We start from the raw sequence: 14832 nt of genomic DNA, 5'->3' as shown, positions 1-14832 counted from the left end.
ATGACCACGATCACCAGCACCCCCTATGCCTGGCCCTATAACGGAGATCTGCGCCCGGACAACACCGCGCTGATCGTCATCGACATGCAGACCGATTTCTGCGGCACGGGCGGCTATGTCGATCACATGGGCTATGACCTGACGCTGACCCAGGCACCGATCGAACCGATCAAGGCCCTGATGGCGGCGATGCGGGCCAAGGGCTATCACATCATCCATACCCGCGAGGGGCATCGCCCCGATCTCTCGGATCTGCCCGCCAACAAACGCTGGCGCTCACAGCAGATCGGCGCGGGCATCGGCGACGCAGGCCCCTGTGGCAAGATCCTGATCCGTGGCGAACCCGGCTGGGACATCATTCCCGAGCTTTACCCGGCCGCAGGCGAGGTGATCATCGACAAGCCCGGCAAGGGCAGTTTCTGCGCCACCGATCTAGAAATGATCCTGCGGCTGCGCGGGATCGAGAATATCATCCTGACCGGAATCACCACCGATGTCTGCGTCTCGACCACCATGCGCGAGGCCAATGACCGCGGCTTTGAATGCGTGATCGTCGAGGATTGCTGCGGCGCCACCGATCCGGCCAACCATGTGGCTGCCATCAATATGGTACGGATGCAGGGCGGCGTCTTTGGCGCGGTCAGCGACAGCGCCAGCCTGATCGCCGGGTTGCCGGGATGAGCCGTTATGACCCCACCGAAGCCGGGGCTATCAGCGTCGAGGCGCTGCATATGACCATGCGCTTTGGCGATTTCACCGCGCTCGACAATGTTTCGATGACCATTCGTGCCGGGACCTTCCACGCGCTTCTGGGCGAAAACGGCGCCGGGAAATCCACCTTGGTCAAATGCATCATGGGATTTTATCACGCCACTGAGGGCGAATTGCTGGTCGATGGCCGTCAGGCGGTGATGACTGATCCCAAGATGGCGCAGACCCTGCGCCTTGGCATGGTCTATCAGCACTTCACCCTGGTGCCGTCGCTGACCGCCGCCGAAAACCTGGTGATCAGCCGCGCCGACACCCCGGCGGTGATCGACTGGCGCAGCGAACGGCGCCGGTTGGATGCGTTCATGGCCGGGATGCCGTTTTCGGTGCCGCTGGATCAGCCGGTCAGCCGCCTGGCGGCGGGGGAAAAGCAAAAGCTCGAGATCCTCAAGCAGCTCTACCTCGGCAACCGCTTTCTGATCCTGGACGAGCCGACCTCGGTCCTGACCCCCGGCGAGGCCGATGAGGTGCTGAGCCATGTCCGGGCGCTGACCACGGCGAGCGAAATCACCGTGCTGATGATCACCCATAAATTCCGCGAGGTCAGCGCCTTTGCCGACGAAGTCTCGATCCTGCGGCGCGGCAAATATGTCGGCGGCGGCAAGGTCGGCGAGATGAGCGTCGAGGAGATGAGCCGCGCAATGATGGGCGAAGCGCCGGTTGTCAGCGACCGGGGCCGCGCGACGACGGTTAAAAAGCCACTGCTGGAACTGCGCGGCGTCACCGCCAAGGACCGCACCGGACTGCACAATATCGAAATCGACGACGTGACCCTGAATTCCGGCGAGATCCTCGGAATTGCGGGTGTTTCCGGCAATGGCCAGATGGAGCTGATGGAGATTCTGACCGGCCAGCGGCGGCTGACGGGGGGCGAAATCCGGGTCAACGGCGCATCCTATTCCGCCACGCGGCGCGAGGCGCGCGCGCATCAGATCCGCTATCTGCCCGAGGAACCGCTGCGCAATGCCTGCGCCCCAAGGATGAGCGTTGCCGAAAACCTGGCCTTCCGGATGTTTGACGCCTCCGCCGATGGCGGCACGATATTCTGGAAGAACGCCGGGGCCATCGCGCGCAATGCCGATGACCTGATCGCCGGGTTCAACGTCAAGACGACCTCGCCCGCCGCGCGCATCGCCGCGCTCTCTGGCGGCAATGTGCAGCGCGCGGTGCTGGGCCGCGAATTGACCGGCGCGGTCAAGGCGCTGATCGTCTCCAACCCCTGTTTCGGCCTGGATTTCGCCGCCGTCTCCTCGATCCGCGACCGGCTGATCGAGGCGCGAAACAACGGCACCGCCATCTTGCTGATTTCCGAGGATCTGGACGAGATACTGGAATTGTCCGACCGGGTTCTGGTGATGTCCGAGGGGCGGGTGACCTTTGAAACTCCGATTGAAACCGCCGATATCGCCGAGATCGGCCAGCATATGGCAGGGCATGGCTGATGCGCGAGATTCCCGCAGATCCTTTCGAATTCCCCTATGATCCCAATGCCATCGCCCTGATCGTCATCGACATGCAGCGCGATTTCATCGAACCGGGCGGCTTTGGTGCCAGCCTTGGCAACGATGTGGCGCTGGTGCAGGCCATCGTGCCGAAGGTCGCGGAACTGATCGCCGGATTCCGCAAGGCCGGGCTGCCGGTCATTCACACCCGCGAATGCCACCGTCCCGACCTGTCCGATTGCCCGCCCGCCAAGCGCTTGCGCGGCGCGCCCGCGCTCAGGATCGGCGATGCCGGGCCGATGGGCCGGGTGCTGATCGCCGGGGCGCCGGGGGCCGAAATCGTCGCCGAACTGGCGCCGCTGCCCGGCGAGATCGTCATCGACAAGCCCGGCAAGGGCGCCTTCTACGCCACCGACCTGGGCCAGCAACTGACCCAGCGTGGGATAAGGCAGCTGGTCTTTGCCGGAGTCACCACCGAGGTCTGTGTGCAAACGACAATGCGCGAGGCCAATGACCGCGGCTATGACTGCCTGCTCGCCAGTGACGCCACCGAAAGCTATTTCCCGGCCTTCAAGGCGGCGACGATCGAAATGATCACCGCCCAGGGCGCGATTGTCGGCTGGGTGACACCGACCGCGACAATTCTGGAGGCGCTGGATGGCTGACCCCAAGGCGATTGCCGCCTTCCTGCCCGATGGCTGGGCCGATCAGCCGTTCGAACCGTTTCACCCGGGCGTCGAGATCATGCGGCTGTGGCAGGGCGGCCCGGATGTGGCGCTGTTGCGTTACGCGCCCGGCGCCTCGGTGCCACGGCATCGGCATCGGGGACTTGAGACGATCCTGGTGCTGTCAGGCAGTCAGAGCGACGACAAGGGCCGCTATTTCCAGGGCGCGCTGCTGTTCAATCCCGCAGGCTCCGAACACCGGGTCTGGTCCGAAGACGGTTGCACCGTGTTGATCCAATGGGAACGGCCGGTGGAATTCATCGACTAGCGATTTGGTCGAAGAATCCCGCGCCTCAGCGCATCAATTCCGGCAATTCTCCGGTCAGACCGGCGGCCTCGCGCAGAAATCCCCGGCGCAGGCGCGGCAGCGCGTTCACCGCGCCCATGCCGATGTCACGGGTCAGGCGCAGCAGTGGATTGTCGTTCGAAAACAGCTTGTTGGTCAGGTCCGTCGCCATCGCCAGGCTGGCGGTGTCAAAGCGGCGCCATTCCTGATAGCGGCCCAGAACACTGGCCGCGCCAATATCCTCACCGCGCCGTGCGGCCTCGTGCAGCACCTGCACCAGCGCCGCCACATCGCGCAGCCCGGCGTTCAGCCCCTGCCCGGCAATCGGGTGCATCCCATGCGCCGCATCGCCAACCAGCGCCAGCCGGTCTGCAACAAATTCATGCGCGATGCTGAGGCCGAGCGGATAGGCAAAGCGCTGCCCCTCCAGCCGGATTTCGCCGAGGAAATCGCCAAACCGGGGGCGCAGGGCGGTCAGGAAATCGTCATCCGACAGCGCCATGAAATCACGCGCGGTCGCGGCGCTCTCGCTCCAGACAATGGAGGACCGATTGCCGGGCAGCGGCAGGATCGCCAGCGGCCCGGGCGGCATGAAGAACTGATGCGCGACGCCATGATGCGGCAGCTCATGCGCGATGGCGCAGACCAGCGCGGTCTGGCCATAGCCCCAACCGCTGCGCTTGATCCCGGCGCGCGACGCGGTGCCGCTTTGTCGCCCATCGCACCCGATCACCAGCGCCCCGCTCAGTTCGGTCCCCGAGGCAAGGGTCAGCCGCATGCCCGCGCCATCCGCCACCTGCGCGGTGACGGTTTCGCCGGAGATTTGGGTGATCGCCGGCTCATCGTCCATCGCCTCAAGCAGGGCGCGGCGCAGGAACCGATCTTCCAGCATCTGGCCCATCGGGCCCTCTTCGATCTCGGCATGGTCGAACTGCAGACCGAACAGCCCACCGCCCTGCCCGGCATGGCCATCGCTGACCTTGATCTCCAGCATCGGCTCGGCGTGCTCAGCCACCCTGTCCCAGACGCCCAGCGCCTTGAGCAAGCGGACCGAGGCCAGCGCCAGCGCATAGGCGCGTCCGTCAAAGGCGACTTCGCCCCGGGTTGCGGCGGGCAGCGCGTCGATCACCGTGACCGAAAACCCGGCCTGCGCCAGGCCCAGCGCCAGGGTCGGGCCGTTCAGCCCGCCGCCCACGATCAGAATGTCAGTGCTGCGTGCCATCGCGCCCCCCTTGCCCTCGCATATTGCCGCCATGCACAGGATTGTCCATGCGCCCGGCTGCCGCTACCGTCCCAGAGAACCTATAGGAGAACGGCATGGACAAGTGGCTGTGGATGAGCGCGGGCGAACTGGGCCGCGGGATCGGCGCGGGCGAGATTGACCCGGTGGCGCTGTGCGACACCTATCTGGCCGCCATCGACGCGCATCCTGACACCCCGCGAATCTATGCCCGCGTCACCCATGACCGGGCCCGCGCCGAGGCCCGTGACGCCGCCGAACGGGCGCGGCTGGGCCTGCGCCGGGGGCCGCTGGACGGGGTGCCGGTGTCCTGGAAGGACCTGTTTGACAGTGCCGGGGTGGCGACCGAGGCCGGGTCGGCGCTGTTGCAGGGCCGGGTGCCGGACCGTGACGCACAGGTGCTGGCCAATGCCACGGCAATGGGACTGGTCTGCCTGGGCAAGACCCATATGTCGGAACTGGCGTTCTCTGGCATCGGGCTCAACCCGATCACCGCGACGCCGCCGAATCGCAACGATGCCACGGCCGTGCCGGGCGGCTCCTCCTCTGGTGCCGCCGCGTCGGTGGCCTTTGGGCTGGCCGCCGCCGGGCTGGGCAGCGACACCGGCGGATCGGTGCGCATTCCGGCGGCCTGGAATGACCTCGTCGGGCTAAAAACCACCTCCGGGCGGGTGCCGCTGGACGGAGTCGTGCCGCTGGCCAAGGCGTTTGACACCATTGGCCCGCTCTGCCGCAATGTCGAGGATTGCGCCCTGACCCTAGCGGCGATCGAGGGCGGCAGGCCGGCGGATCTGCGCGGCGCGACGCTGGACGGGATTCGCTTTGCCGCGCTGGACACGCTGGTGCTGGACGATATCCGCGACGCGCCGCTGTCTGGCTTCCGTTCGGCCCGCGAACGGCTGCAACGCGCCGGGGCGCTGGTCACCCCGGTGGAGGCACCCGAATTGGCCCAGGCCAATGACCTGTCGGGTATCCTGTTCACCTCCGAGGCTTACGGGCTGTGGAAGGCCGATATCGAGGCGGCACCGGAGAAAATGTTTCCGGAAATCCTGAGCCGGTTCCGCAGTGGCGCCGATTACGCCGCCGCCGATTACGTCGCCGCCTGGGAATTGCTGCACCATTATCGCCGGATCTTTTTGGCGCGCATGGCCTCCTATGATGCGGTGATCTGCCCGACCGCGCCAATCCTGCCGCCGAATGCCGAGCGGATGCTGGCGGATCATGAGTATTATGTCGCCGAAAACCTGCTGGCCCTGCGCAACACGAGGGTCGGCAACCTGATGGGTCTCTGCGCCCTGACCCTGCCGACCGGGGTGCCCTCATGCGGGTTGATGATTCTCGCACGACCCGGCAGTGAAGAGGCGCTGTTGCGCCTTGGTGCCGCAGCCGAAAAGGCTTTGTCCTAAAAGCCACAAACCCCGCCCGCAGCGTCAACGCAACTGGACGCGGGCGGGGTCTGCGGTTAATTTTAGGGTAACGGGGCGATCAACGACCCCGATCCAGAGGCAGTGCATGATTTACCCCGAGCGGTTCTCGAACCTACCGGCCTATGCTTTCCCGCGTCTGCGCGGGCTTCTCGACCCGCATCCTGCGGGCGGGCCAGTGGTCAATATGACCATCGGAGAGCCAAAGCACCCGTTCCCCGATTGGGTGAAAACGGTGCTGGCCGAAAATATCGACGGATTTGGCGTCTACCCGCCGAATGACGGATCACCGGAATTGCTGGATGCGATTTCCGGCTGGATCAAACGCCGCTATGGCGTGGAATTTGACGCGCAGACCGGTGCGATGGCGCTGAATGGCACCCGTGAGGGGCTCTATAACGTCGCCATGGCCCTGCTGCCGGAACAAAAGCGCGGCAAACGGCCGGTGGTGCTGATTCCGAACCCGTTTTACCAAGTCTATATGATCGCGGCGATTTCCATCGGTGCCGAGCCGGTGTTCGTGCCCGCGACCCGCCAGGGCGGCTATCTGCCCGATTACGGCGCCCTGCCCGCCGAAGTGCTGGATCGCACGGTGGCGGCCTATATCTGCTCGCCCGGCAATCCCCAGGGCGCGGTGGCCGATGCCGGATACTGGCAGGATCTGCTGGCGCTGGCGGAAAAGCACGATTTCCGAATCTTCTCGGACGAATGCTATTCCGAGATTTATCGCGGCGACACCGCCCCGATGGGGGTGCTGACCGCAGCCGAGGCGGCAGGCAGCGATCCCGAACGCATCGTGCTGTTCCAATCGCTGTCAAAACGGTCGAACCTGCCGGGCCTGCGCGCCGGGTTCATTGCCGCCGGTCCGGAAAGCACCGCCCACATCCGCCGCCTGCGCTCCTATGCCGGGGCGCCGATGCCACTGCCGCTGCAACGGGTTGCCGAACGGGCCTGGGCGGATGAGGCGCATGTGACACAAAATCGCCGCCTTTACGCGGAAAAATACGTCGCAGCGGATCAGGTGATGCAAGGCGTGCCCGGATATCAGGGCCCCGAGGGGGGCTTTTTCCTGTGGCTTCCTGTCGAAGACAGCGAAGCGGCAGCGCTGAAACTCTGGACCCAGGCCGGTATCCGGGTGCTGCCCGGCACCTATCTGGGCCAGGACACCAACGGGGAAAACCCCGGCAAAGCCTATATCCGGGTCGCCATGGTGGCCCCAAAAGACGAGATGGTTGAGGCGCTGACCCGCCTTCGCGACTGTCTGTATAACTGAGGGAACGAGCAAAATGGCCTTTCAGACACGGGGACGCGATCCTTTGTTCGACAGCAACATGCAGGCTGCCATCGAACGCCGCGGCAAAGAGCTGATTGGCGTTGTCGTGTTCTTTCTCGGCCTGCTGGCGACGTTGGCCTTTGTCTCTTACTCCCCCGACGATCCCTCGTGGATGTCGGTGACCGAGGCGCCGGTGCAGAACTGGCTGGGCCGTCTCGGCGCCAGTCTGTCGGCGCCGATCTTCATGATTCTCGGCATGGGCGGCTGGGGCATTGCGGCGCTGGGTCTGGTCTGGGGCCTGCGTCTGGGCCTGCATTTTGGCGCCGAACGGGTGTTGTCGCGCATCGTCTTTGCGCCGATCTGGATCGCCCTGCTGTCGCTCTATGCCGCCTCGCTGATCCCGAGCGACGCCTGGAGCCATTCCTTTGGCCTCGGCGGGTTGTTTGGCGATACCGTGCTTGGCACCTTGATCGGGGTGGCGCCGGTCAGCGCCTCGATCGGGCTGAAACTGCTGTCGCTGGTGCTGGGCCTCGGCTCCGCCGCGCTTGGGCTCTATGTCTTTGGCCTGACCCGTCGGGAAATGGCGCGCGGCTTTCAGATCGCCGTCTATGGCGTGATTGTCGCCTATATTGCGCTCACCAAGCTCGGCTCGAAAGCGGCGCAGATGGCCTGGCGGGCGACCCTGATCGCCAAGGACAAGCTCGCCGATCACCGCGCCCGCAAACGCGCCGAAGCCGCCGAACTGGCAGCCATCCACGCCGCCGAAGCAGCGGTTCCGTCGCCGCACCAGGCCGCGCCCGAATGGAGCGCCGAGTCCGAACCGCCCGCCACCCCCAATCTGCGTGACCGGCTGACCGGCATCGTCCGCCGCGCCATGCCTGCGGCAGAGGCCGCGGCCCCCGCCGCCCATGATGCGCCCGAGGTCAACGCCTGGCAGGAACCCGAGATGCCGGAACCGACACGGCCCGCACCGACACGGCCCGCACCGGCGATCACCGCGCCCAGAATGGCCGCCCCCGCCGCGCAAATCGATCAACCGCGGGCGCCGCAGGTCAGCGAACCGCCCCTGCAGCGCCCGGCGCCGCAACCTGCCCTGCAACCGCAGCCACGCCTCGGCGGCGTCACCCGACCGCGTGAGGAGGCCGAGCAACCGGCCTATGCCGCGACCGCGCAGCCGACCCAGCACGAACCCGCCACAGCGGCACCCAAGGCCGGATTGTTCAGCCGCCTGCCGAACCTGATGCGCCGTGCCGAACCTGAAACCGGCCCGGCACCGTTTGCCGAGGTCGACGACAATGGCACCGCGCTCGACGGTCTGCCGCTGGATGACCGGATCAAGGCCAAGATCGCCGATGCGGTGCGCCAGCGCGCCCGCACCTCGGCAAGGCTCAGCGCCCCGACACATCAGCCGCTGACCAGGGGCCGTGGACGCGGGCCCGATCCGCTGATCCTGGCGCAGGCCCCGGCCGCGCTGCCGCCCGAGCCGCCGCTCACCCCCGCAGAACCCGCGCATCAGGCGACGCCGGATCCCGCGCCGGTGGTCGACTCCTATCACGCCGCAGAAGAAACCCCGTTGCTGCTGCCCGAAGCCGCGCCGGTCGCCGTCGCCCCGCAGATGACCCTGCCGCAGACCGCCGCCGAACCGCAGCGCCGGGTGGTACAGCCGAAAACGGGCCGCGCGCCGGCCCCTTCGGCCCGTGCCCGGGCCGAGGCCCAGCCGACGCTGAAATTCGAAGACCGGGTGTCGGATTTCGAATTGCCGCCGCTGAACCTGTTGTCCGATCCGGCAAACATCACCCGCCACCACCTGAGCGATGACGCGCTTGAGGAAAACGCCCGGATGCTGGAATCGGTGCTCGATGATTACGGCGTCAAAGGCGACATCGTTTCGGTCCGCCCCGGCCCTGTGGTCACCATGTATGAGCTGGAGCCGGCACCGGGCCTCAAGGCCAGCCGGGTGATCGGATTGGCCGATGACATCGCCCGCTCCATGGCGGCGCTGTCGGCGCGGGTCTCAACCGTGCCCGGCCGCTCGGTGATCGGTATCGAGCTGCCCAATGACAACCGTGAAATGGTGGTGCTGCGCGAAATCCTGGCGGCGCGGGATTTCGGTGACAGCAACATGAAGCTGCCGCTGGCGCTGGGCAAGGATATCGGTGGGGATCCGATCGTGGCCAATCTGGCGAAGATGCCTCACCTGCTGATCGCCGGGACCACGGGCTCGGGTAAATCGGTGGCGATCAACACGATGATCCTGAGCCTGCTCTACAAGCTGACGCCGGATGAATGCCGGTTGATCATGATCGACCCGAAAATGCTGGAACTGTCGGTTTATGACGGCATTCCGCATCTGCTCAGCCCGGTTGTGACCGACCCGAAAAAGGCGGTCGTTGCCCTGAAATGGGTCGTGGGCGAGATGGAAGAACGCTATCGCAAGATGTCCAAGATGGGGGTGCGCAACATCGACGGCTACAATGGCCGGGTCGCCGATACCCTGGCGCGTGGCGAGATGTTCAGCCGCACCGTGCAGACCGGGTTCGATGAGGACAGCGGCGAACCGATCTTTGAAACCGAAGAGACCCAACCCGAAAAGATGCCCTATATCGTCGTCATCGTCGACGAGATGGCCGATCTGATGATGGTCGCGGGCAAGGAGATCGAGGCCTGCATCCAGCGCCTGGCGCAAATGGCAAGGGCCTCTGGCATCCACCTGATCATGGCAACGCAGCGGCCCTCGGTCGATGTGATCACCGGCACCATCAAGGCGAACTTTCCGACCCGGATTTCGTTCCAGGTGACCAGCAAGATCGACAGCCGCACCATTCTGGGTGAGATGGGCGCCGAACAGCTTCTTGGCCAGGGCGACATGCTCTACATGGCGGGGGGTGCGAAAATCGTGCGCTGCCATGGCCCCTTCGTCAGCGATGAAGAAGTCGAGGAGATCGTCAACCACCTCAAGGCCTATGGCCCGCCGGATTACATCGGTGGCGTGGTTGAAGGGCCCGATGAGGAGACCGAGAGCGATATCGACCTGGTGCTCGGCCTTGGCGGCAACACCGGTGGCGATGACGCGCTATACGATCAGGCGGTCGCGGTGGTGGTGCGGGATCGCAAATGTTCGACCTCCTATATCCAGCGCAAGCTCGGGATCGGCTATAACAAGGCGGCGCGCCTGGTCGAGCAGATGGAGGATCAGGGGCTGGTGTCGGCGGCCAACCATGTCGGCAAACGCGAAATCCTGGTGCCCGAGCAGCAGTGAGTTCTGCATCTGTTTCGCCGGAACTTTCCGGCGATCAGCGAGGGGGGGGCTTTGCCCCCCTCTTGCGTTTGCAAGCAACCGCAATTCACCCCCCAGAATATTTTCGGCAAGATGAAGCCCGGGCTACGGCTTTGTGATGCCGGGGCGCTGGCGCGTGATCGGCAGAGGCATTAACTTGGCAGGATGATGAAACATCTGGCTCTGGCCCCCGCCCTGATCCTTGCCCTTGCCCTGCCGGTGGCGGCTGAAAAGCTGCCTCTGGGCCAGATTTCGGGCTATCTGAATGCGATGACCACGGCCCAGTCGAAATTCACCCAGGTGAATGACGATGGCTCAATCACCACCGGAACGCTCTATATCAAGCGGCCCGGCCGCGTGCGGTTCGAATATGATCCGCCCGAGGCGGCGCTGGTGCTGGCCGGAGCCAATACGGTGGCGGTGTTTGACAACAATTCCAACACCGGGCCGACGACCTATCCGCTGGAGCGCACGCCGCTGTCGATCATTCTGGCCGCCAAGGTCGATCTGAACCGGGCCCGGATGGTCACCGGCCATCGCGAAGACGGCAACACCACCGCGGTGACCACCCAGGACCCGGCGCATCCGGAATATGGCAGTCTGGAGCTGGTGTTCACCGGCCCGCCGGTGGAGCTGCGTCAATGGGTCATCACCGATGATTCCGGCGCCCGGACCACAGTGATCCTCGGCGCGCTAGACATCGGCCTGCCCCTGTCGGACAACTTGTTCAACATCGCCCTGACGGAATCGCAGACCGGTCGCGACCAGCGCTAGCGGCGCGAACAATTGCGCAGCTGCGCCCGATAGGTATGCGCGCGCGCCGCGACCTTGTCGGCGATCGCCATCAGCCAGCTTTTTGACTTGTAGGTGCCCCGTGCATAGCCGGTGTGGCCATCGTGATAGGCCAGGTATTGATTGCGGGTGTCGTTCATGCTGATGCCCAGCTTTTCCTTGGTCAGGCGCATATACCAGCCCATGAAATCCGCCGCATCGTCGATGTCGTCGCGCTTGGCCCGGCGGCGACCGGAATCCTTCTTGTAATCTTCCCAGGTGCCTTCCAGCGCCTGCGAATAGCCATAGGCCGAAGATTGCCGCCCCAGCGGGATGATCCCCAGCGCATAGCGATGCGGGGTCTTGGCATTGCCGATGAATTTGCTTTCCTGATGGATCATCGCCATCATCACCGCCGGTTCGACACCATAGCGGCGCTCGGCGCGTTTGAACGCCTTGAGGTATTTCGGCCGTTCCTTGACGATATTGCAGGCATTGTCCAAGTCGCGCGGCGCCGAATAGCGCCCGCCACCGCATGATGCGACCAATAACAAGATCATCACAGCCCGAAGCGTTCTGCCCATCTGCCCCTCGTTTTTTTCTGCTCGATATTTTTTCGGACATATTAGCGAATTTGGGGCGTCAGGAAAATCACGATTTGTTCGGATTCCCCAACGTGACCTTAAAGCACCGCTGCCAGCAGCAACGGCAGATAGAGCACCGAGGCCAGGGTGGAGGCGACGACCAGCCCGGCAACCGCCTCGGAATCGGCGCCGTATTTTTCGGCCAGCAGGTAGGAGGTGACGGCGACCGGGGTGGCGACCTGCAACACCAGCACCGCGAACGCCACGTCATCGAGGTGAAACAACCGCCCCAGCCCCCAGGCCACCCCGGTGCACAGCACCACCTTGACCAGCGCCAGCAGGCTCGCCTGCAGCATTCGCCCGGCATTCAGCCGCGCCACCGCCACCCCGAGGGTGATCAGCATCATCGGGATCGCCATCTGCCCGGTCAGTTCCAGCGTGTTGGTCAGCCAGCGCGGAGTCACCCAGCCCTGCCAGAGGAACAGACCGCCCAGCAAGGTCGCCCAGAGCAGCGGCTCTTTCAGCGCGCGGGTCACCGAGCCGCCGCCCGACACCACCCAGATGCCAAAGGTAAAGGACCAGACCGCCATCACCGCAAACACCACCACCGCATAGGACAGTCCGATCTCGCCAAAGGCGAACAGCGCCAGCGGCAGGCCGAGGTTGCCGGTGTTGCCAAAGATCAGCGGCGCCAGATAGCTGCGCGCATCGAGCCCGACGATCCACACCAGCAAGGCGGCGGCCAGGGTCAGGACCGCGTAGGCGGCAATCGCCGCCAGCAACAGCCCGGTCAGCGCCTCTGATTCGATTCGGGTTTTCATCAACGCGGTGAAGATCAGGCAGGGCACCGACAGGGTCATCGCCAGCCTGGTGACGAATTCGACCCGGTATTCGAAGCCTGCCTTGACCCAGACCAGCCCGATTGCCGCCAAAAGAAACACCGGCGCGACGATTTCCAGCACTGTCAGGGCAAGGTTCACAGTCTGTTTCCTCGAAAATTCAACACGAAATTGGACAAAGGCCGGGGGAAGACGCTAGTAGTGGGCGCAAGGGGCTGCAAGACATGTTGAAGGCGAGAGCCAAATATCACCTCGGACAGGTTGTCCGCCATCGCAAGCACCCGTTTCGCGGGGTGGTTTTCGATGTCGATCCGCAATTCAACAATTCCGACGAATGGTACGCAGCGATCCCCGAGGACGTCCGCCCGCGCAAGGAACAGCCGTTCTACCATCTGCTGGCCGAGAACGATCAGAGCTATTACATCGCCTATGTCTCGGAACAGAACCTGGTCGAGGACTATTCCGGCGAACCGGTGGATCATCCCGACATTCCCGATCTGTTCGGCCCGTTCACCGACGGCCATTATCCGCTGCATTTTCAGCTGAACTGAGCTGGGCGGCGACCCAGCGGCGCCGCCAGCTCACCGCCTCACCGCCCAATCAATAGCCGCCCAATCAATAGCCGATCGCGCAGCCGTCCTTGCGCGCGTCCGATCCGGCAACCAGCACCCCGTCGGGGCGAATCAGGATCGCCTGGGCGCCACCGATCGCGTCCTGCGACGTCTCGACAACATGGCCCAGATCGGCCAGCCCCTGGGCGGTTTCGGCTGAATAACCGCGCTCAAGCTTCAGCACCCCGTCCTCGGCAAAGCAGCGCGGCGCGTCGATGGCCGCCTGCGGGTCAAGGCCGAAATCCCGAAGATTGCTGACGAATCGCGCATGGCCGGTGGATTGATAGGCACCGCCCATCACCCCGAAGGGCATCACCACCCGGCCGTTTTCACGCAGCATGCCGGGAATGATCGTGTGCATCGGTCGCTTGCCCGGCGCCATCTCGTTCGGGTGGCCCGGTGTCAGGCTGAATCCTGAGCCACGGTTTTGCAGCAGGATGCCGAATTTTTCGCTGGCAATCCCCGATCCGAAACCGTGGAAGATCGAATAGATCAGCGACACCGCCATTCGGTCGCGGTCGACCACGGTGATATAGATGGTGTCGCGATGCACCGCTTCGGTCAGCGGCGCGGGCGCAGCCATCACCGCTTTCGGGTCGATCAGCGCCGCCAGTTTCGCGGCGGTTTCCGGCGCCAGCATGTGAGCCAGCCGGGTCATGTGATCGGCATCGGCGACGAACCGGTTGCGGGCATCATAGGCCAGCTTGGTCGCCTCGGCCTCGATATGGGCGCGGGCGGCGCCCCAGGGGTCCATGGCGGCGATATCGAAATGCGACAGGATGTTCAGCAGCAGGATCGCGGTGGCGCCCTGGCCGTTTGGCGGATGCTCGACCAGGTCGATGCCGCGATAGCTGCCAGAGATCGGCTGGGTCGGGGTCGGCGCGGAGGCGGCGAAATCTGCCAGGCTCTGCGGGCCGCCCAGCGCTTTCAGGCTGGCAACGATATCCTCGGCCACTTCGCCGGTATAGAATCCGGCAGCGCCGTCGCGGGCGATGCGGCGCAGCACCTCGGCCTGACCGGGCATGGCCAGCATCGCGCCGACCTCGGGCGATTTGCCCCAGGGCAGGTAGAATCGCCGGGCGGTGGCGTTCAGGGTGGCGGATTTCGCCGCATAATCGTGGGCCACCCGCGGCGCGATCGGCACCCCGGCCTCGGCATAGCGGATCGCCGGGTCCAGCACCGCATCAAGGCCAAGCCTTCCGTAAGCCTCGGACAGGTGACAGAATCCTCCGACCGCGCCGGGGATCGTCACCGCCCAGGGGCTGCTCAGCGGCACCGTCGCATGGCCCGCATCGCGCAACACCTGCGGATCGGCTGCGGCCGCCGCCCGCCCCGAGGCATTGAGCGCCTGCACCCCGGCGCCCGGCGCGGTTTCGATCAAGGCAAAAAGATCGCCGCCCAGCCCGGTCATCGCCGGTTCGCACAGCCCCAGCAGGACCGCTCCGGCAATCGCCGCATCCATGGCATTGCCGCCGCGTTCCAGAACCGCAACCGCCTCGCGCGCTGCGAGTGGGTGCGAGGTGGCACAGATGCCATTGGTCGCCAGAACTGGAGACCGGCCAGGAAGATGAAAATCACGCATATCAAGGCTC

Annotated in this window: 13 protein-coding genes; 9 read left to right on the top strand and 4 right to left on the bottom strand. The window is 64.9% G+C overall.

Annotated elements, in window-relative coordinates:
- The 4 genes from P1U48_RS03990 to P1U48_RS03975 are packed head-to-tail and all read left to right on the top strand — an operon-like array spanning position 1 to position 3203.
- Positions 1 to 681: an isochorismatase family cysteine hydrolase gene (locus P1U48_RS03990; RefSeq protein WP_301067454.1), complete on the top strand. Its 681-nt coding sequence runs from the start codon at positions 1 to 3 to the stop codon at positions 679 to 681.
- On the top strand, positions 678 to 2210 hold the full coding sequence (locus P1U48_RS03985; protein WP_301067452.1) for an ABC transporter ATP-binding protein: 1533 nt from the start codon (positions 678 to 680) through the stop codon (positions 2208 to 2210). Before P1U48_RS03990 ends, P1U48_RS03985 begins: the two co-directional genes overlap by 4 nt.
- Complete coding sequence (locus P1U48_RS03980) at positions 2210 to 2875, top strand: isochorismatase family cysteine hydrolase (protein WP_301067451.1); 666 nt, start codon at positions 2210 to 2212, stop codon at positions 2873 to 2875. The genes P1U48_RS03985 and P1U48_RS03980 overlap by 1 nt, the downstream gene beginning before the upstream one ends.
- On the top strand, positions 2868 to 3203 hold the full coding sequence (locus P1U48_RS03975; RefSeq protein WP_301067449.1) for a cupin domain-containing protein: 336 nt from the start codon (positions 2868 to 2870) through the stop codon (positions 3201 to 3203). The genes P1U48_RS03980 and P1U48_RS03975 overlap by 8 nt, the downstream gene beginning before the upstream one ends.
- Before the next feature lie 25 nt (positions 3204 to 3228).
- Here the strand turns inward: P1U48_RS03975 and P1U48_RS03970 are convergent, their stop codons facing one another.
- Positions 3229 to 4443, bottom strand: a complete 1215-nt coding sequence (locus P1U48_RS03970; RefSeq protein WP_301067447.1) for an FAD-dependent monooxygenase — start codon at positions 4441 to 4443, stop codon at positions 3229 to 3231.
- 95 nt (positions 4444 to 4538) lie between these two features.
- On the opposite strand from P1U48_RS03970, the gene P1U48_RS03965 reads away from it, so the two are divergent.
- From P1U48_RS03965 to P1U48_RS03950, 4 genes are all read left to right on the top strand, one after another.
- On the top strand, positions 4539 to 5867 hold the full coding sequence (locus P1U48_RS03965; RefSeq protein ID WP_301067445.1) for an amidase family protein: 1329 nt from the start codon (positions 4539 to 4541) through the stop codon (positions 5865 to 5867).
- Positions 5868 to 5973: 106 nt separating this feature from the next.
- A complete protein-coding gene (locus tag P1U48_RS03960) occupies positions 5974 to 7158 on the top strand; it encodes an aminotransferase class I/II-fold pyridoxal phosphate-dependent enzyme (protein WP_301067443.1) in 1185 nt (394 codons plus the stop codon).
- Positions 7159 to 7171: 13 nt separating this feature from the next.
- The gene (locus tag P1U48_RS03955; protein ID WP_301067440.1) at positions 7172 to 10417 is read left to right on the top strand and encodes a DNA translocase FtsK 4TM domain-containing protein; all 3246 of its coding nucleotides are present in this window, start codon (positions 7172 to 7174) and stop codon (positions 10415 to 10417) included.
- A 186-nt stretch (positions 10418 to 10603) separates the two neighbouring features.
- Positions 10604 to 11209: an outer membrane lipoprotein carrier protein LolA gene (locus tag P1U48_RS03950; protein WP_301067673.1), complete on the top strand. Its 606-nt coding sequence runs from the start codon at positions 10604 to 10606 to the stop codon at positions 11207 to 11209.
- Here P1U48_RS03950 and P1U48_RS03945 read toward each other — a convergent pair.
- Together P1U48_RS03945 and P1U48_RS03940 are read right to left on the bottom strand one after the other, a co-directional pair.
- Entirely contained in the window at positions 11206 to 11790 is a 585-nt protein-coding gene (locus P1U48_RS03945; RefSeq protein WP_301067438.1) for a transglycosylase SLT domain-containing protein, read from the bottom strand. The genes P1U48_RS03950 and P1U48_RS03945 overlap by 4 nt on opposite strands.
- Positions 11791 to 11888: 98 nt before the next feature.
- On the bottom strand, positions 11889 to 12770 hold the full coding sequence (locus tag P1U48_RS03940; protein WP_301067436.1) for an AEC family transporter: 882 nt from the start codon (positions 12768 to 12770) through the stop codon (positions 11889 to 11891).
- 83 nt (positions 12771 to 12853) lie between these two features.
- Here P1U48_RS03940 and hspQ point away from each other — a divergent pair, with 83 nt between their 5' ends.
- Positions 12854 to 13180: a heat shock protein HspQ gene (gene hspQ / locus P1U48_RS03935; RefSeq protein ID WP_301067434.1), complete on the top strand. Its 327-nt coding sequence runs from the start codon at positions 12854 to 12856 to the stop codon at positions 13178 to 13180.
- Between the two features lie 64 nt (positions 13181 to 13244).
- On the opposite strand, the gene P1U48_RS03930 is transcribed toward hspQ, so the two are convergent.
- A complete protein-coding gene (locus tag P1U48_RS03930) occupies positions 13245 to 14822 on the bottom strand; it encodes a gamma-glutamyltransferase family protein (RefSeq protein WP_301067431.1) in 1578 nt (525 codons plus the stop codon).
- Positions 14823 to 14832: the final 10 nt, after the last annotated feature.

It is taken from the genome of Pseudooceanicola sp. (assembly GCF_029213205.1).
GTDB lineage: Bacteria > Pseudomonadota > Alphaproteobacteria > Rhodobacterales > Rhodobacteraceae > Pseudooceanicola.
This window is presented reverse-complemented; position numbering and strand designations above follow the sequence as displayed.

Bases quoted from the DNA above. Each gene is read 5' to 3' on its own strand.
- P1U48_RS03990 (WP_301067454.1), top strand. From the start codon at position 1: ATGACCACGATCACCAGCACCCCCTATGCCTGGCCCTATAACGGAGAT.
- P1U48_RS03985 (WP_301067452.1), top strand. From the start codon at position 678: ATGAGCCGTTATGACCCCACCGAAGCCGGGGCTATCAGCGTCGAGGCG.
- P1U48_RS03980 (WP_301067451.1), top strand. From the start codon at position 2,210: ATGCGCGAGATTCCCGCAGATCCTTTCGAATTCCCCTATGATCCCAAT.
- P1U48_RS03975 (WP_301067449.1), top strand. From the start codon at position 2,868: ATGGCTGACCCCAAGGCGATTGCCGCCTTCCTGCCCGATGGCTGGGCC.
- P1U48_RS03970 (WP_301067447.1), bottom strand. From the start codon at position 4,443: ATGGCACGCAGCACTGACATTCTGATCGTGGGCGGCGGGCTGAACGGC.
- P1U48_RS03965 (WP_301067445.1), top strand. From the start codon at position 4,539: ATGGACAAGTGGCTGTGGATGAGCGCGGGCGAACTGGGCCGCGGGATC.
- P1U48_RS03960 (WP_301067443.1), top strand. From the start codon at position 5,974: ATGATTTACCCCGAGCGGTTCTCGAACCTACCGGCCTATGCTTTCCCG.
- P1U48_RS03955 (WP_301067440.1), top strand. From the start codon at position 7,172: ATGGCCTTTCAGACACGGGGACGCGATCCTTTGTTCGACAGCAACATG.
- P1U48_RS03950 (WP_301067673.1), top strand. From the start codon at position 10,604: ATGAAACATCTGGCTCTGGCCCCCGCCCTGATCCTTGCCCTTGCCCTG.
- P1U48_RS03945 (WP_301067438.1), bottom strand. From the start codon at position 11,790: ATGGGCAGAACGCTTCGGGCTGTGATGATCTTGTTATTGGTCGCATCA.
- hspQ (WP_301067434.1), top strand. From the start codon at position 12,854: ATGTTGAAGGCGAGAGCCAAATATCACCTCGGACAGGTTGTCCGCCAT.
- P1U48_RS03930 (WP_301067431.1), bottom strand. From the start codon at position 14,822: ATGCGTGATTTTCATCTTCCTGGCCGGTCTCCAGTTCTGGCGACCAAT.